The organism is Rhizobium leguminosarum (assembly GCF_004123835.1).
Classification (GTDB): Bacteria; Pseudomonadota; Alphaproteobacteria; order Rhizobiales; family Rhizobiaceae; genus Rhizobium; species Rhizobium leguminosarum_M.
In genome coordinates this window covers 543,010-558,475 of record NZ_MZMU01000003.1, presented here as the reverse complement: position 1 = coordinate 558,475, position 15,466 = coordinate 543,010, and the positions used below count along the sequence as shown (strand labels likewise).

Annotated in this window: 12 protein-coding genes; 6 read left to right on the top strand and 6 right to left on the bottom strand. The window is 62.5% G+C overall.

All coding sequences use genetic code 11. The features are described from left to right. Window positions 1-47: 47 nt before the first annotated feature. A complete protein-coding gene (locus B5P46_RS06480; RefSeq protein ID WP_129417971.1) occupies window positions 48-1,457 on the bottom strand; it encodes a helix-turn-helix domain-containing protein in 1,410 nt (469 codons plus the stop codon). Between the two features lie 190 nt (window positions 1,458-1,647). Between B5P46_RS06480 and aceA the strand changes: the two genes are divergently transcribed. Further along, window positions 1,648-2,937: an isocitrate lyase gene (gene aceA, locus B5P46_RS06475; RefSeq protein WP_129417970.1), complete on the top strand. Its 1,290-nt coding sequence runs from the start codon at window positions 1,648-1,650 to the stop codon at window positions 2,935-2,937. 21 nt (window positions 2,938-2,958) lie between these two features. After that, the gene (locus B5P46_RS06470; RefSeq protein ID WP_129417969.1) at window positions 2,959-3,195 is read left to right on the top strand and encodes an SMc00767 family acetate metabolism repressor; all 237 of its coding nucleotides are present in this window, start codon (window positions 2,959-2,961) and stop codon (window positions 3,193-3,195) included. A gap of 138 nt (window positions 3,196-3,333) precedes the next feature. Here B5P46_RS06470 and B5P46_RS06465 read toward each other — a convergent pair whose 3' ends face one another. Further along, window positions 3,334-4,203, bottom strand: a complete 870-nt coding sequence (locus B5P46_RS06465) for a LysR family transcriptional regulator (RefSeq protein ID WP_129417968.1) — start codon at window positions 4,201-4,203, stop codon at window positions 3,334-3,336. Between the two features lie 90 nt (window positions 4,204-4,293). Here B5P46_RS06465 and B5P46_RS06460 point away from each other — a divergent pair, with 90 nt between their 5' ends. After that, on the top strand, window positions 4,294-4,530 hold the full coding sequence (locus B5P46_RS06460; protein ID WP_129417967.1) for a hypothetical protein: 237 nt from the start codon (window positions 4,294-4,296) through the stop codon (window positions 4,528-4,530). Here the strand turns inward: B5P46_RS06460 and B5P46_RS06455 are convergent. The 4 genes from B5P46_RS06455 to B5P46_RS06445 all read right to left on the bottom strand — a co-directional run bounded on the left by B5P46_RS06455 (window position 4,503) and on the right by B5P46_RS06445 (window position 11,018). Beyond that, complete coding sequence (locus B5P46_RS06455; RefSeq protein WP_129417966.1) at window positions 4,503-6,350, bottom strand: methyl-accepting chemotaxis protein; 1,848 nt, start codon at window positions 6,348-6,350, stop codon at window positions 4,503-4,505. The two genes, B5P46_RS06460 and B5P46_RS06455, sit on opposite strands and share 28 nt — an antisense overlap. 246 nt (window positions 6,351-6,596) lie before the next feature. Continuing rightward, window positions 6,597-9,128 (bottom strand): methyl-accepting chemotaxis protein, encoded by a 2,532-nt coding sequence (locus B5P46_RS06450; RefSeq protein ID WP_129417965.1) that lies wholly within the window; start codon window positions 9,126-9,128, stop codon window positions 6,597-6,599. Window positions 9,129-9,440: 312 nt separating this feature from the next. After that, window positions 9,441-9,584 (bottom strand): hypothetical protein, encoded by a 144-nt coding sequence (locus B5P46_RS34295; protein ID WP_164986456.1) that lies wholly within the window; start codon window positions 9,582-9,584, stop codon window positions 9,441-9,443. Between the two features lie 213 nt (window positions 9,585-9,797). Continuing rightward, window positions 9,798-11,018, bottom strand: coding sequence for an NAD(P)/FAD-dependent oxidoreductase (locus B5P46_RS06445; protein ID WP_129417964.1), 1,221 nt, complete (start codon window positions 11,016-11,018; stop codon window positions 9,798-9,800). Between the two features lie 88 nt (window positions 11,019-11,106). On the opposite strand from B5P46_RS06445, the gene B5P46_RS06440 reads away from it, so the two are divergent. The 3 genes from B5P46_RS06440 to zwf all read left to right on the top strand — a co-directional run bounded on the left by B5P46_RS06440 (window position 11,107) and on the right by zwf (window position 15,463). Next, entirely contained in the window at window positions 11,107-12,543 is a 1,437-nt protein-coding gene (locus B5P46_RS06440; protein ID WP_129417963.1) for a glutamine synthetase family protein, read from the top strand. A 10-nt stretch (window positions 12,544-12,553) separates the two neighbouring features. Continuing rightward, complete coding sequence (locus B5P46_RS06435; RefSeq protein ID WP_129417962.1) at window positions 12,554-13,852, top strand: NAD(P)/FAD-dependent oxidoreductase; 1,299 nt, start codon at window positions 12,554-12,556, stop codon at window positions 13,850-13,852. A gap of 135 nt (window positions 13,853-13,987) precedes the next feature. Next, window positions 13,988-15,463, top strand: coding sequence for a glucose-6-phosphate dehydrogenase (gene zwf / locus B5P46_RS06430; RefSeq protein ID WP_129417961.1), 1,476 nt, complete (start codon window positions 13,988-13,990; stop codon window positions 15,461-15,463). The last annotated feature ends 3 nt before the right edge of the window (window positions 15,464-15,466 follow it).

Here is a 15,466-nt window from a genome sequence, read left to right as displayed (position 1 = left end):
TTCACAGCCCACAAGCGTAAAATCCTGCGCCCTCAATGATTTCACAATCACTGGAAATCGAAGGCGCTGAGGCCTGCCACCATCTCGTCGAGCCCGAGCGGTCTCGTCACCGGCGGCTCGGCGCGGGAAAGGCAGCCGCGCCGCTCGCAGAGGCGGCAGGCCGGACCGATCGCGACCGGCTCGAGCGCCGTCGCCTGCCCATAGACCACACCCTCGCCAAGGGCAGCGTCGCAACCGACCAGGATCGCGGTGCGCCTGACCCTTTCGCCGAATTCGACGCTCGGTCCCTCCAGGGTGCGGGCGACCGTCAGGAAGGATGCGCCGTCAGGCATGACGACCGTTTCGGCGAGGATCTGGCCCGGCTGCAGGAAGGCGGCATGGATATTGAGCTTCGGACAGCCGCCGCCGAAACGGGCCTGCGGAAAGCCCTGCGCGCCCGCCCTGCGCAGCCGGTGGCCGGCGGCATCGATCTCGATCAGGAAGAAGGGAATGGCGGCCGCCCCAGGCCGCTGCAGCATGGCAAGCCTCGCGGCGGCTTGGCCGAAGGACACGCCGAAGCGCGCGCGCAGAATATCGATATCGTAGCGCGTCGCCTTCGCCGCCGAAAGAAAGGCCTCGTAGGGCATTGCAAGCGCCAGCGCGGCGATGCGGGCAAGCTCGAAGCGGGCGATACGGCGCGCCTCGGCGGAGGAGAGCGAGAGATCGTCGAGTTCGGCATCGATTGCCGGCAGCAGGACCAGAGTCGCGGCCTCGACGGCGATCTCGTGCGCCCGGTCGGCCTGTGACAGGCGCTCCGAGATGAAGAGCCGCATCGAATGGCGATCGAAACGGCGGCGCAGATCCGGCATGACGTGGACGGGCAGGACACGCACCGCGATGCCGCGCTCGGAACGCAACCAGTCCTTCAGCCCGGCGGCAAGATCGAGGCCGCCGGGGAGCGTTGCGGCAAAGGCTTCCGCCGCCGTCTCGATCCGTCCGAAATATCCGGACCGGCGCTCCAGCGTCTCGCGCACCTCGTCCAGCGGCAAGCGGCCGGCGGCGACCGGCGCATGCCCTTCGGCGGCCATCAGCGCCGTCAGATCGGACAGCCTTGCCGCCTGCTCGCGATAGGCGCGGTAGAGCTTGATCATGCCGCTCGCGGCATTGGGTGCCGCCTCGGCCACCTCCACCAATTCCTGATCACCCGGCAACTCGCCCGACAGCAGCGGATCGGCAAAGACCTCCTTGAGCTGGCCGAGACTGCCGCCGGTCTGCCCCCGCAACTCTTCCAGATCGACCCGGTAGACGCTTGCAAGCTTGAGAAGGAGCTGCACCGTCAACGGCCGCTGGTTGCGCTCGATCAGGTTCAGATAGGACGGCGATATTTCAAGCGCCTCGGCCATGGCGGTCTGCGTCAGCGCCAGCGCATTGCGGATGCGCCTGACTTTCGGGCCTGCGAATATCTTTCGTTCCGCCATGTCACACCCTTTGACAGGAAGGAGCGCTCATATTTACAAAATTTTACAAATTCACAGCGCCGCTCTGTCAATCCTCCTCATCTTAACCTCTTTCCGAGCAAGAAATCAAAGGTTTTTCTGGTCATATCGACTCATATTGTCAATCTTGTCATGCAGCACCTTTGTCGGGTTTTTTAGTGAGGAGAGCAGCATGACGGATTTTTACAAGCTTGTTCCAAACGCATCAGCAGGCCGTTTCGACGGTATCGAAAGACCTTACTCGGCCGATGACGTGCAGCGGCTCAGGGGCTCGGTGGCGCTCAGCCATACGCTGGCCGAAATGGGGGCGGACCGGTTGTGGCGGCTTCTGCATCAGGATGATTTCGTCAATGCGCTCGGCGCACTTTCCGGCAACCAGGCCATGCAGATGGTGCGCGCCGGGCTGAAGGCGATCTATCTCTCCGGCTGGCAGGTGGCGGCCGACGCCAATACGGCATCGGCGATGTATCCCGACCAGTCCCTCTATCCGGCCAATGCCGGTCCGGAACTTGCCAAACGCATCAACCGCACGCTGCAGCGCGCCGATCAGATCGAGACCTCGGAAGCCCAGGGACTTTCCGTCGAGACCTGGTTCGCGCCGATCGTTGCCGATGCGGAAGCAGGCTTCGGCGGACCGCTCAACGCCTTCGAAATCATGAAGGCCTATATCGAGGCGGGTGCCGCGGGCGTTCACTTCGAGGACCAGCTCGCCTCGGAGAAGAAATGCGGCCATCTCGGCGGCAAAGTGCTGATCCCGACGGCCGCCCATATCCGCAATCTCGACGCCGCACGGCTTGCCGCCGATGTCATGGGCGTTGCGACACTGGTCATCGCCCGCACCGACGCGGAGGCGGCAAAGCTCTTGACGTCAGACATCGACGAGCGCGACCAGCCCTTCGTCGACTATGATGCCGGCCGTACGGTCGAAGGTTTCTATCAGGTGCGAAACGGCATCGAGCCGTGCATCGCGCGCGCCGTCGCCTATGCGCCGCACTGCGATCTGATCTGGTGCGAGACCTCGAAGCCGGACCTCGATCAGGCGCGGCGTTTTGCCGAAGGCGTGCACAAGGTCTATCCCGGCAAGCTGCTCGCCTATAATTGCTCGCCTTCGTTCAACTGGAAGAAGAACCTCGACGAGGCGACGATCGCGAAGTTCCAGCGCGAGCTCGGGGCGATGGGCTACAAGTTCCAGTTCATCACGCTCGCCGGCTTCCACCAGCTGAATTACGGCATGTACGAACTGGCGCGCGGCTACAAGCAGCGGCAGATGTCGGCCTATTCCGAGCTGCAGCAGGCGGAATTCGACGCCGAGGTCAACGGCTATACCGCCACCAAACATCAGCGCGAGGTCGGCACCGGCTATTTCGACGCCGTGTCGCTCGCCATCACCGGCGGCCGGTCTTCGACCACGGCGATGCACGATTCAACTGAACATGCGCAGTTCAAGCCGGCTGCGGAATAGCCCGAAGAGGAGGAGAAGATCATGGCATCCACTACACGCGTCCGGGAACGAGCCGAGGAGCAGACGACCAGCATGAGCGAGGATCAGCAGACGACGATCCGCATGCTCGCCAACGACCTGCATCGGCTGAACCAATCGGTCATGAAAGCCGTCGAGGCCGGCGTCTCGGTCGAACTGGTGCGCTCGGCCCGTCATCACGGCGGCGACGGCAACTGGGGCGACCTGCTGATTCCGGTCGTCGTCACCAACCGGCATTGACCAAAGCCGGCCGGCGGGCCGATGACGTCGGCCCGCTTCTTCAATCGCCGTGCGACCTATCGGGCGCGCGGCGCTCGACGTCTCTATTGGATGCATGGCGTAGTGCCAAAACCGCTGCGCAGTTTTGGGCGACATGCTTCAGCCGCGGCTCGGTCGTTTTCCGGCGAAGAGATCGGCATAACTTTTGATGAGCTTGGTCATGCGGTCGGCGACCGTGCGGATCTCCGGGCGGTGGCGGTCCTCGGCATTCATGACGATCCATTGCCGGTGGCGCAATTCCGGCAACTCGCTGCCTTGCCGCTGCAATTCGGGATGGAGATCGCCGACGAAACAGGGAAGCACCGTCTTGCCGGCGCCAGCGCGCACCAGATCCGGCAGCGAACGCGGCCGATTGACCGTGGCGACGATCCCCGTCCCGGCATGGGTATGCGGCCAGCGCAGATAGGCCGATATCGCCTCTTCCTCGGCGACTGCAATCCAGCGCTCGTCGGTCTCGGCGGCGTTGCGCCTGACATAGACGGCATAGGCCACCTCGCCGAGCAGACGTGCGGCAAGATTGGCCTCTTCAGGCTCGAAGGCGCGAATACCGATATCGCTTTCACGATAGGCAAGGCTCGCCCGCGCCTCGCCGATGGTGAGCGAAATGGCGAAGGCATCGCCCGGCATGCGGATTGCGGCGAAATTCTCGGTCAGCAGCCAGGCGAGCCAGGTGCCGGCGGCGACCCTGACGGTGGTGGCGCCCTCGCCGGACTGCCGCCACGCCGCCACCTTGCGGGCGGCGGCCTCCATTTCCTGCAGGTGGTCGAGCAGCGCCTGGCCATCCTGGGTCAGACGGTATCCGGTCTGGCTGCGCGAAAACAATGCACGGCCGATTTCCTGCTCGAGATCAAGCATGCGCCGGCCGACAGTCGCAGGACTGAGCCCGCTTGCGGTGCTTGCCCCCGTCAGCCCGCCAAGCCGGGCCACCTGCAGGAATAGCTGATAGGAATCCCAACTCGCGTTTTTCATCGATGAAAAACATAGCGAGATTTTTCCCGTTTATAAAGAGAAATTCGACGCCTAGATCAGGTGATGTCTTACACAGGAAAGGACATTGTCATGATCGACATGCTCACCATCGCAGGCACCATCGGCTATCGGCACTATCCCCAGCGAAGCGGTGGCAAGGCGGAAGAGGACAGATTCTATGCCGAGTTCGGAAACAATAGCCTTATTGGCTTTACCGCTTGGCTGACGTCGCTCGACCTCCACCTCGGAAGGCGACGCAAAGCCGTAGCGCAATCCCGTAGTGGCTGCGGCTGCGCGGTTCAGGCTACTCTTCTTGCTCCGAGATGAGCCGGTGCCGATTCTGCGACGATGCGGAACCGCTCGATCAGCGCCATCAGCGTATCGGCCTCGCCGGCAAGCAGGCGGCTTGCCTGCGTCGTCTCGGCAACCATCGCCGCGTTCTTCTGGGTCATCTGGTCCATGGCGTTGACCGAACCGTTGACCTCCTGCAGCGCGGCCGACTGATCGCGGCTGGCGGTGGCGATGGTTTCGACATGGCCGCTGATCGCGATGATCTCCTGGCTGATCGAGGCAAGGACGCTGCCGGTCTTCTGGACCAGTTCGGACCCTGCCGTCACTTCGCGACTCGATGTCTCGATGAGCGACTTGATCTCGCGCGCCGCATCGGCCGAGCGCTGGGCGAGTTCGCGCACTTCCTGGGCGACGACGGCAAAACCCTTGCCCGCCTCGCCGGCCCGCGCCGCCTCGATGCCGGCATTCAGCGCCAGAAGATTGGTCTGGAAGGCGATGTCGTCGATCACCTCGATGATCTGCTCGATACGCTGAGAAGCCTGCTCAATGCGATCCATGGCGGCGACGGCATCGCCGACGACGGCGCCGGAATTGTCGGCCGTCTTCTTGGTCGCAGCCACGACATTGTTGGCTTCACGGGCACGCTCGGCGGACGAACGAACCGTCACGGTGATCTCTTCCACCGCGGCCGCAGTCTCCTCAAGGTTGGCCGCCTGCGCCTCGGTGCGTTTCGAAAGCTCGCCGGCAGAGGCGGAGACAGCGCCGCTGTTGCGCTGGATCGTCGCGGCGCTGTCACGGATACCGGACAGCGTATCCTGGAGCCGCAAGAGGGAAGCGTTGAAATCGACGCGCAGCTGCTCCAGCCGGCCAACGAAGGGCGTGCCGATCGTCTGCGAGACATCGCCCTGCGACAGGCGCCCGAGGCCGGCGGCAAGCTGGTTGACGGCAAAGTCGATCTGGCCGTCGAGCGAGCGCTTGTCGGCATCGTTCCTGGCGCGTTCGGCATCGCTCAAGGCGCGCTGTTCGGCAGCCTGGGTTTCCAGGTCGCGCCTTGCGCGGGCGCTATCGCGGAAAAGCGCCAAGGCCCGGCCGATGTCGCCGAACTCGTTCTTCTTGTCGACACAAGGGATCGCCCCTTCGAGATCGCCCGCGGAAATCGAGTGGACGCTCGCGGTCAGCGCCTGCAAAGGCTTCACCGACAGGCGGATCGCATAAAAGGCGACAACACCGACGATCAGCATGACGATGGCGCCGACGCCGAGAACCAGGATCTGCAGCTCATACATGCGCTGATAATAGACCTCCATCGGAATGCCGATGAAGAGAATGCCGACATTGGCGTTCGACGCGTTCTTGATGGGGAAGTAACCAGTGATGAACTGGCGGCCGAAAAGCACCGCCGGGCCGTAATAGGCCTCGCCCCTGGCGAGAACCGGCTGGGCGGGGTGTTCGGCGACGAGCTTGGTACCGACGGCGCGGTCACCGTTTTCCTTCTTGACGTTGGTGGATATGCGGACGTAGTCGCTGCCCTGCTTTTGGAAGATGGTCGCAACACCGGCGATCGACTGCGCCGTGCGGTCGACCAGCGAATGATCGGCAAGGGCCGGAATGGCGTCTTCGGTAACAGCGGAGAGCTGGTTGTCCTTCAGCTCGATTTTTGCCGCCTGATCGGCCGCGCCGTAGAGGACGGCCATGGCGCGGGTGGCTTCCTTCGCGTCGGCGACAGCCCCGTCCATGACATGGTGGCTCAGATTGTAATAGGTCACGCCGACAATGGCGGCCGTGCTGATCGCCAGCAGAAACAGCGTGATCGCAACGATCTGGCGTACGATCGACGTAGAGAAAAGGCGCAGCATCGAGACCCCCGGGAGATAGACCAAGGTTAAATTAGACTAAAAGCGTTAAGGAAGATTCTCCGTAAATCATGACCGCCGGAGATATTCATCGCCTCATTCCCGGGCGTTTTACGATTATCCCGGCCTGATAGACTGCCCGGCATTCGACCTCTCAGATCTTCTCAGTCGCGGCGCTATTTTTGCAGAAATAGGAACGGCCCCGGAAAGTTTCGGGGCCGTTCGCACGAAGACGGGGTGGGTCGATGATCAGGCGGCGCGATAGACCGGCGCACCGGTGGCTTCGCCGTCGATCTTGAACTGCTGGATGAGCCTGCGCAGCGAATCGGCCTCGTCGGCCAGTTCGCGGCTGGCGGCAGTCGTCTCCTCCACCATGGCGGCGTTCTGCTGCGTCATCTGGTCCATCTGGTTGACCGTCGCGTTGACGCTCTGCAGCGCATTGGACTGATCATGGCTGGCGCGGGCGATCATCTCGACATGCTGGCTGATCGTGACGATCTGGGCGCTGATCTTGGCAAGCACCGTGCCGGTCTCCTGCACGAATTGCGAGCCGGAGTTGACCTCGTTGGTCGACTTGTTGATCAGCCCCTTGATCTCCTGCGCCGCAGCGGCGGAGCGCTGGGCCAGTTCGCGGACCTCCATCGCGACCACCGCAAAGCCCTTGCCGGCCTCACCGGCGCGCGCCGCCTCGATGCCGGCGTTGAGCGCCAGGAGGTTGGTCTGGAAGGCGATCTCGTCGATGACGCCGATGATCTGTTCGATCTGGCGCGAGGCACCTTCGATGCGGCTCATCGCGTCGATCGCATTGCTGACGACGACGGCGGAATCGTCGGCGCTGCGCTTGGCCTGACGGACGATCTGGTCAGCATCCTTGGCGCGTTCGGCCGACGAGCGGACCGTGACGGTGATCTGGTCGACAGCGGCCGCTGTCTCTTCGAGCGAGGCAGCCTGCTGTTCGGTGCGCTTGGAGAGGTCCTCGGCCGACTGGGCCATCTGGTTGCCATTGCCCTGGATCAGTTCGACATTGTCGCGGATCTGGCTCATCGTCGCCTGCAGGCGCATCATCGAACCGTTGAAATCCTGGCGCAGCTGTTCGAGACGACCGATGAAGGGCGTTTCGATCGTCGTCGAGATATCGCCCTGCGACATGCGTTCGAGGCCGGCGGCGAGCGCGTTGACCGCGAATTCGATCTGACGATCCATCTCACGCTTTTCGGCGTCATTGCGCTGGCGCTCGTGTTCGGCGGCGGCGCGTTCCTCGTCGCTCTGCTCTTCGATGCGGATCTTCGAGATGGCGTTTTCCTTGAAGATGCCGAGCGCGCGGGCCATGTCGCCGATTTCATCGTGGCGCTGCTCGCCGGAGATACTGGTATCCAGCGCTCCTTCGGCGATGCGGCGCATGGCGGCGGTGATATGGCTGATCGGGCGCTGCAGCGTCAGCACCAGGGCGATGCCACCGAGGATCGACAGGAGGATGCCGAGACCGGTGGTCATGACGGAGATGCTGTTTGCCTGGGTGCGCTCGGTGCCGGCCGTCTGCTTCTGCAGCTCGGCGAAATCGGTCAGCTTTTTCCAGATCTGGTCGAGTTCCTGGCGGGCCGCGGCATAGGCCGCGACGCGCTGGCCGATCGTGTCGACGATCTTCGAGCCGCCGCCGGAGATGATGTCGAGCGCCGGCTGGATCGCGCCGGATATGCCTTCGGCAAAGCCCATGCCCTTAGCGCTGGTGACCAGCACCTGCATGTCCTTGCCGAGCGTGCCGGCCTGCTGCTGCAGGCGGACGAGATTTTCCTTGCTGGAGTCGGCGAGAAAGTCGGAAAGAACGATCTGCAGCGAATAGACGGAATTTTCGAGACGCCTCGTATCCTGCAGGACCGAGTTGGCCTGGGCAATCCGGCCGTCGAGCGCGGCGAATTCCTGGGTCGCGTCACGCATCTTCTGCGTTGCGGTCAGCTGCGTATAGGTCGACGTCTGGCGGAAGCGCGAAATCAGACGGCCGAGTTCGGTGGCGGTCTCGTCGGTCGGATTGGGCGTCTGGACGATCGCCTTGATGCCGTCGATGGTCGCAGCCAGCGCGTCGATGACATTCTTCTGATTGCTTGGCACCGAGATGGCGATCAGACGCTGCGATTTGATGATCTCCGGCATCTGTTCGTTGATGAAGGCGATCTTGTCCTGCGGTGTCTGCGGCTTGCTGAAGCCGCTGGCGACGGTGCCGAGGAAATCCCCGCCCTTCAGCAGGCGGTCGGCCGTGCGAAGGGTGCTGGTGGCGGCGCTCTCGTCGCTCTGGACGGTGCTCTGCAACTGCTCGGCCTGGTAGGACACGGTGAAACGGGTGCTGATCACGCTCTTCTGCGCTGCGTCGATCTGCTCATGCAATGCCTGTTCCTGCTCATGCAGAGCCCAGAGCTTGTCGACGACGCCCGAAATTTCCTTGGTGCGGCGCGATGCTTCCGCAAGGCTGTCGCGACCGGCGGCCTCGTCACCGACCTGGCTCAGCGTCTGGTCGAGCACGCCTTGCTGGGTCTTCAGATCCGCAATCAGCTTGTCGCGCGCCTCAGGGCTGGTGACGCGCAGGAAATCGTCCATCGAGCCATAGAGATCCTTGAAGCCGCTCAGCGACTGCAGCACGCTGTTGGATATTTCCATCCGGCCCTGCAGAAGTCCCGAAGCGTAGAGGCCGGTCAGGCCCACCGCCGAAATGGTGACGACGAAAGGCAGAACGAAGATCAGAACCTTGGTCTTGATCCTGAAGCGGGAAAGAATCTTGTCAATCAACATGGCGTTCCGGGCCTTTCATACACCACTCCTCCCGCAGGCGGCCACATGGCGCCAGCCGGGTGCACATCGAGCTGTTCTTATTTTACATTGGGGAACCCGGAGGCCAGGCGGCAGTCATTGCCAGTTCACGTCCAAACAACTTGGAGATGCCCAAATATTCGCGAGCAATTGTGTCAGATTAGATATTAATTTTCGGATAAGCGATTATGGCGGGTTAAGCCAAGGCAGTGAAATAGTTGCAAATTATGGGCCGCGACGCCGCGGTGCGACAATGAGCATGTCGCAACGTTCGTTCCAGGTCTGCGGACAGGATCAGATGAAGTGTGAGAGCAGCAGCGCGAGGCTGGCGGCGGTGGCGCCGGCTGCAAGCATCAGATAGCGCAGGGTGACCATCCGGGCGTTCGGCTTTGCCTCGGCAATTGCGATGGCGCGGCCGCGTCGTGCGTTTCTGTTCATGGCGAAACCTCACTTCTCTCTGACACAACAACAATCCAACAAATCGGCTTGCCGGTAAAGCTTAATTTAGGAACGACCTTACAAACCGCCAATTGAGACAGGATGGCGCACCTCTATTAAGAAGTCTTGAATCGGTATCTCCGGATATTTCCAAGGCATGTCAAAAAGTGTGCAGCGGATTTGGGGCCACGACATGCATCAAAACAAAGGGCTTTAGACGCATTCGCCGGCGGCAAAACCGGAAGCCCAGGCCCACTGAAAATTATAGCCGCCGAGCCAGCCGGTGACGTCGACGCATTCGCCGATGAAATAGAGGCCGGGCACGGCTTTTGCTTCCATGCTGCGGGAATCGAGCGCTGCCGTGTCGATGCCGCCGAGCGTCACTTCGGCGGTGCGGTAGCCTTCCGAGCCGGACGGTTTGACCGCCCAGTTCTGGACGCCGGCGGCAAGACGCAGCAGCGTCTTGTCGGGCAGGTCGGCCATGTTGCCGGAGATTTTCTCTCGCTCCACGAGAAACTGTGCCAGCCGCTTCGGCAGGATATCGCCGAGGGCCGTCTGCGGCGACTGACGGCCATTGAGCTGCTTTGCCGTCTTCAGATGCGCCGCAATGTCGATATCCGGTTCGATCGAGACCACGACCTCGTCGCCCTCGCGCCAATAGGAAGAGATCTGCAGGATGGCGGGGCCGCTCAGCCCGCGATGGGTAAAAAGCAGCGCTTCGCGGAAGCCGGTCCTGCCGTGGCGAATTTCGGCCGGGGCGGCAATGCCGGCGAGCGGCGCGATGCTTTCCAGCAGGCCGGGATCGAGCGTCAGCGGCACGAGGCCGGGTCGGGTTTCGAGCACGGGCAAGCCGAATTGTTCGGCGAGGCGATAGGCAAAGCCGGTGGCACCCATCTTCGGGATCGATTTGCCGCCGGTGGCGACGATCAGCGACGATGCTTCACAGTGACCTTCGCTCGTCGATACCCGGAAGCCGGCTTCGGTCTTTTCGACGCCTGATATTTCGGTGCCAAGATGCAGCGCCGCACCGGCCATGCGCATCTCCGCCAGCAGCATGCGGATGATATCTTTGGCGCTATCGTCGCAGAAGAGTTGGCCCAGCGTCTTCTCGTGCCAGGCGATACCGTGGCGGTCGACCATGGCGATGAAATCGGCGGGCGTGAAACGGGCAAGCGCCGACTTGCAGAAATGCGGGTTGGCGGAGAGAAAATTCTTCGGCCCGGTATGGATATTGGTGAAATTGCAGCGGCCGCCGCCTGATATGCGGATCTTATCGCCAGGCGCCCTGGCATGGTCGAGGATGACGACCGAACGGCCGCGTTTTCCGGCACGGATGGCCGCCATCATGCCCGCCGCTCCGGCGCCGATGACGATGACGTCGCTTTTGCGCTGCAAACCTGTTTCCCCGCTCAAACCCGCGTCTTCTTTTTCCATCAAAGGGCGAAAGTCAACGTTTGCCACCCCTCGCCAATTGGCAAAGTCTGGTTATGATGGCGCCACGATCAACGCAAACCGGTGTGTCATGTCCCCAAAAAAGACGACGCTGAAGCCTGCCAGAAACGTACCCGCCTCGAAGAAAACTCCCCCGGAGCCCGGATCCCTGCGCGGCGTTGCGAACTGGAAGGAAGCAGCGCGGTGGCTGCGGGACAGGGGCATCGAAGACATCGAATGCATCACGCCCGACCTTGCCGGCGTTGCGCGCGGCAAAATGATGCCGAGCTCGAAGTTCACCTCGAACACCTCGCTGGCGCTGCCTTCGGCAATCTACCGGCACACGATTTCGGGCGAATATCCCGACGAGACGGAGAGCTTCCGCTACGAACCGCGCGACAGCGATCTGAAGCTGATGCCCGACCTTTCGACGCTTTCCGTCGTGCCCTGGGAGACCGACCCGACGGCGCAGGTGATCTGCGACATCGTCGATTCGGACGGCGGCGAAGTGCCCTATACGCCGCGCAACGTGCTGAAGCGGATCATGAGCCTCTATCATGAGCGCGGCTGGAAACCGATCGTGGCGCCGGAGATCGAATTCTATCTCGTCGCCAAGAACGACGATCCCGACTATCCGCTGCACCCGCCGAAAGGTCGGTCCGGTCGCTCGATCCTCGGCGGCCAGGGCTATTCGATCGCCGGCATCAACGAGTTCGACGAGCTGATCGACGACGTCTATCATTTCTCGGAGAAGCAGGGGCTGGAGATCGATACGCTGATCCATGAAGAGGGACCGGCGCAGCTCGAAATCAACCTGCGCCACGGCAATCCGATCGAGCTTGCCGACCAGGTGTTCCTGTTCAAGCGGACGATCCGCGAGGCGGCGCTGAAACACGACATCTACGCGACCTTCATGGCCAAGCCGATGCAGGGCCAGCCGGGTTCGGCGATGCATATCCACCAGTCGGTAGTGAATATCGAGACCGGCAAGAACATCTTCTCCAACCCCGATGGCTCGGCTTCGAAGGAATTCTTCCATTTCATCGGCGGCATGCAGAAATTCGTGCCGAGCGCGATGGCGATGCTGGCGCCCTATGTGAATTCCTACCGCCGCCTGCAGCCCGATATGTCCTGCCCAGTCAACAATGCCTGGGGTTACGACAACCGGACGACCGCCTTCCGTGTCCCGGTCTCCGATCCGCAGGCGCGGCGCGTGGAAAACCGGCTGCCGAGCTCGGACGCCAATCCCTATCTGGCGCTCGCCGCTTCGCTTGCCTCCGGCCTGCTCGGCATCATGAAGGAGATCGAGCCGACGGCGCCGACCGAGGATTCGGCCAATGAGGGTTCGATCGACCTGCCGCGCGGCCTCTTGGAAGCCGTGGCGCTGCTCGAGGACGAACCCGCCTTCGAGGAGATATTCGGCAAGCAGTTCATCGGCCTTTATGCCGGCGTCAAGCGCGGCGAGTTCGAAACCTTCATGCAGGTGATCAGCCCCTGGGAGCGGGAATTCCTTCTGCTCAACGTGTGAGGGAAGCATCATGGCATCGCAGGAGACTTGGCAGAGCCCGATCGCGCCCGGGCTGTCCTGGTATCAGGCAACCGTCGGGGAGCGGCCGACCTATGCCGCTCTCGACGGATCGAGAACAGCAGACGTCGCCATCATCGGCGGCGGCTATACCGGCCTGCAGGCCGCCTATCATCTTGCCAAAGCAGGCGTCTCGGTCGTGCTGATCGAGGCCTGCCGCTTCGGCGACGGGGCATCCGGGCGCAATGGCGGCCAGCTCGGCACCGGCCAGCGCTGGTGGCCGGAAGAACTCGAGGAGAAGATCGGCTACGAACGCTCGAAGGCGCTGTTCGATCTTGCCGAAGCGGCCAAGCGCCATCTCATCGATTTCGCCCGCGAGCATCAGATCGAGATCGACTATGTGCCCGGCCAGCTCAACGTCGCACACAAGGCGAGCTACAAACGCGACTATTATGAAAATGCCGAGATCGCCGCAGAGCGCTACGGCTACCCGCATATCAGCTTCATGGACGAGAAGGAGACGCAAGAGCGGCTCGGCTCGAAGCGTTTCCATTGCGGCGTGCGCGATGTCGGCACCGGCCACATTCATCCGCTGAAGCTGCTGGTGGGGCTGGCGCGGGTCGCCGCCAACGCGGGCGCTGAAGTCTTCGAGATGACCAAGGCAACGGCGATCCGCCAGAGCGGCGGCAAGGTGACGATCGAAACCGAAAGGGGTGTGATCACCGCTGAGCGCGCTCTGATCGCCTGCGACGGCCATATCGACGGGCTCGAACCGGTGACGGCAAGCCATGTCATGCCGATCCGCTCCTTCATCGGCGCCACGGCGCCGCTCGACGGGCATCCCAATGTGCTGCCCGGGGGCGAGGCCGTGGCCGATTCGCGCTTCGTCGTGCGCTACTTCCGCAAATTCGGCGACGGCCGCCTGCTGTTCGGCGGGCGCGAGGCCTATACGTCGGACAATCCGCGGGACATTTCGCAGCACATCCGCCGGCAGATCGCCGAGATCTACCCCGCCCTGAAGGATATCGAGATCACCCATGCCTGGGGCGGCAGCGTCGGCATCACCCTGCCGCGCCAGCCCTTCGTGCGCGAGGTCATGCCCGGCGTCATCTCGATCGGCGGTTATTCCGGCCATGGCGTCATGTTGTCAAACTACTGTGGCAAGCTCTACGCGGAAACGGTGCTTGGAAAATCGCGCGATCTCGACCTCTTCACATCGCTTGATATTCCAGCCTTTCCCGGCGGAGCTCGCATGCGGGCGCCGTTGCTTTTCCTCGCCTTGTCGTGGTTTGCGCTTCGCGACAAGTTTTAGTCCGATTGCGGATTTCCTCTTCCGGAAATTCGCTCTAAAACCGGTGCCTGACAGATTCATTGCACTGCACACTGGCTTTTTTAAATCGATTAGATTAAAAGGGCCGCCAACCAAGCCTGATTGAGAGACAAGCTCATGAGCAGCCAGATCATTCCCGTTGAGCCTTTTGATTACGTCGTTTTCGGCGGCAGCGGCGACCTTGCCGAACGCAAGTTGCTGCCCGCCCTTTATCATCGCCAGATCGAAGGCCAGTTCAGCGAACCGACCCGCGTGATCGGCGCCTCGCGCAGCCCGTTGACCCACGAGGAATACCGCAATTTTGCCCGCGATGCGCTGAAGGAACACCTGAAGAAGGGCGAATATGACGAGGCTGAGGTGGAGAAGTTCTGTGCCCGCCTCTACTACGTCTCGGTCGACGCCCGCACCGACAGCGGCTGGGATCAGCTGAAGAAACTGCTCGATGAGGGCAAGGAGCGTGTGCGCGCCTTCTATCTGGCGGTCGCTCCCGGCATCTTTGGCGACATTTCGCAGAAGATCCACGACCACAAGCTGATCACCAAGTCGACCCGCATTGTCGTCGAGAAGCCGATCGGCCGCGACCTCGCCTCGGCGCTGCAGCTCAACGACACGATCGGCCGCGCCTTCAAGGAAGAGCAGATCTTCCGCATCGACCACTATCTCGGCAAGGAGACGGTGCAGAACCTGATGGCGCTGCGCTTTGCCAACGCGCTCTACGAGCCGCTGTGGAACGCCAACTACATCGACCACGTGCAGATCACCGTGGCTGAATCGGTCGGCCTCGAAGGCCGCGCCGGCTATTACGACACGGCGGGCGCACTGCGCGATATGGTGCAGAACCACATCCTGCAGCTGCTCTGCCTGACGGCGATGGAAGTGCCCTCGTCGATGGATTCGGAAGCCGTGCGTGACGAGAAGCTGAAGGTGCTGCGCGCGCTGAAGCCGCTCAATGCCTCCAACGTCGAGCAGGCGACGGTCCGCGGCCAGTATCGCGCCGGCGCATCGGGCACCGGCCCGGTCAAGGGCTACCTCGAAGAGCTCGAAGGCGGCGTCTCGAACACCGAGACCTTCGTTGCCATCAAGGCCGAGATCAACAACTGGCGCTGGGCCGGCGTTCCCTTCTACATCCGCACCGGCAAGCGCCTGACCGGGCGCATGTCCGAGATCGTCATCACCTTCAAGCCGATCCCGCACGCGATCTTCGACCAGGCGGCCGGACGCATCGTCGCCAACCAGCTGATCATCCGCTTGCAGCCGGACGAGGGCGTCAAGCAGTCGCTGATGATCAAGGATCCGGGTCCAGGCGGCATGCGCCTGCGCAACGTCTCGCTCGACATGAGCTTCGCCCAGGCCTTCAACGTCCGCAATCCCGACGCCTACGAGCGCCTGCTGATGGACGTGATCCGCTCCAACCAGACATTGTTCATGCGCCGCGACGAAGTCGAAGCCGCGTGGAAATGGGTGGATCCGATCCTCAAAGGTTGGGAAACGACCGGCCAGCAGGTGCAGGGCTATACGGCCGGCACCTGGGGGCCGAGCCAGGCCATCGCGCTGATCGAGCGTGACGGCCGCACCTGGCATGACGAAATCTAGGAC

What these genes read in the sequence shown, in the direction of transcription:
- B5P46_RS06480 (WP_129417971.1), bottom strand. Translation starts at nt 1,457, where the DNA reads ATGGCGGAACGAAAGATATTCGCAGGCCCGAAAGTCAGGCGCATCCGC.
- aceA (WP_129417970.1), top strand. Translation starts at nt 1,648, where the DNA reads ATGACGGATTTTTACAAGCTTGTTCCAAACGCATCAGCAGGCCGTTTC.
- B5P46_RS06470 (WP_129417969.1), top strand. Translation starts at nt 2,959, where the DNA reads ATGGCATCCACTACACGCGTCCGGGAACGAGCCGAGGAGCAGACGACC.
- B5P46_RS06465 (WP_129417968.1), bottom strand. Translation starts at nt 4,203, where the DNA reads ATGAAAAACGCGAGTTGGGATTCCTATCAGCTATTCCTGCAGGTGGCC.
- B5P46_RS06460 (WP_129417967.1), top strand. Translation starts at nt 4,294, where the DNA reads ATGATCGACATGCTCACCATCGCAGGCACCATCGGCTATCGGCACTAT.
- B5P46_RS06455 (WP_129417966.1), bottom strand. Translation starts at nt 6,350, where the DNA reads ATGCTGCGCCTTTTCTCTACGTCGATCGTACGCCAGATCGTTGCGATC.
- B5P46_RS06450 (WP_129417965.1), bottom strand. Translation starts at nt 9,128, where the DNA reads ATGTTGATTGACAAGATTCTTTCCCGCTTCAGGATCAAGACCAAGGTT.
- B5P46_RS34295 (WP_164986456.1), bottom strand. Translation starts at nt 9,584, where the DNA reads ATGAACAGAAACGCACGACGCGGCCGCGCCATCGCAATTGCCGAGGCA.
- B5P46_RS06445 (WP_129417964.1), bottom strand. Translation starts at nt 11,018, where the DNA reads ATGGAAAAAGAAGACGCGGGTTTGAGCGGGGAAACAGGTTTGCAGCGC.
- B5P46_RS06440 (WP_129417963.1), top strand. Translation starts at nt 11,107, where the DNA reads ATGTCCCCAAAAAAGACGACGCTGAAGCCTGCCAGAAACGTACCCGCC.
- B5P46_RS06435 (WP_129417962.1), top strand. Translation starts at nt 12,554, where the DNA reads ATGGCATCGCAGGAGACTTGGCAGAGCCCGATCGCGCCCGGGCTGTCC.
- zwf (WP_129417961.1), top strand. Translation starts at nt 13,988, where the DNA reads ATGAGCAGCCAGATCATTCCCGTTGAGCCTTTTGATTACGTCGTTTTC.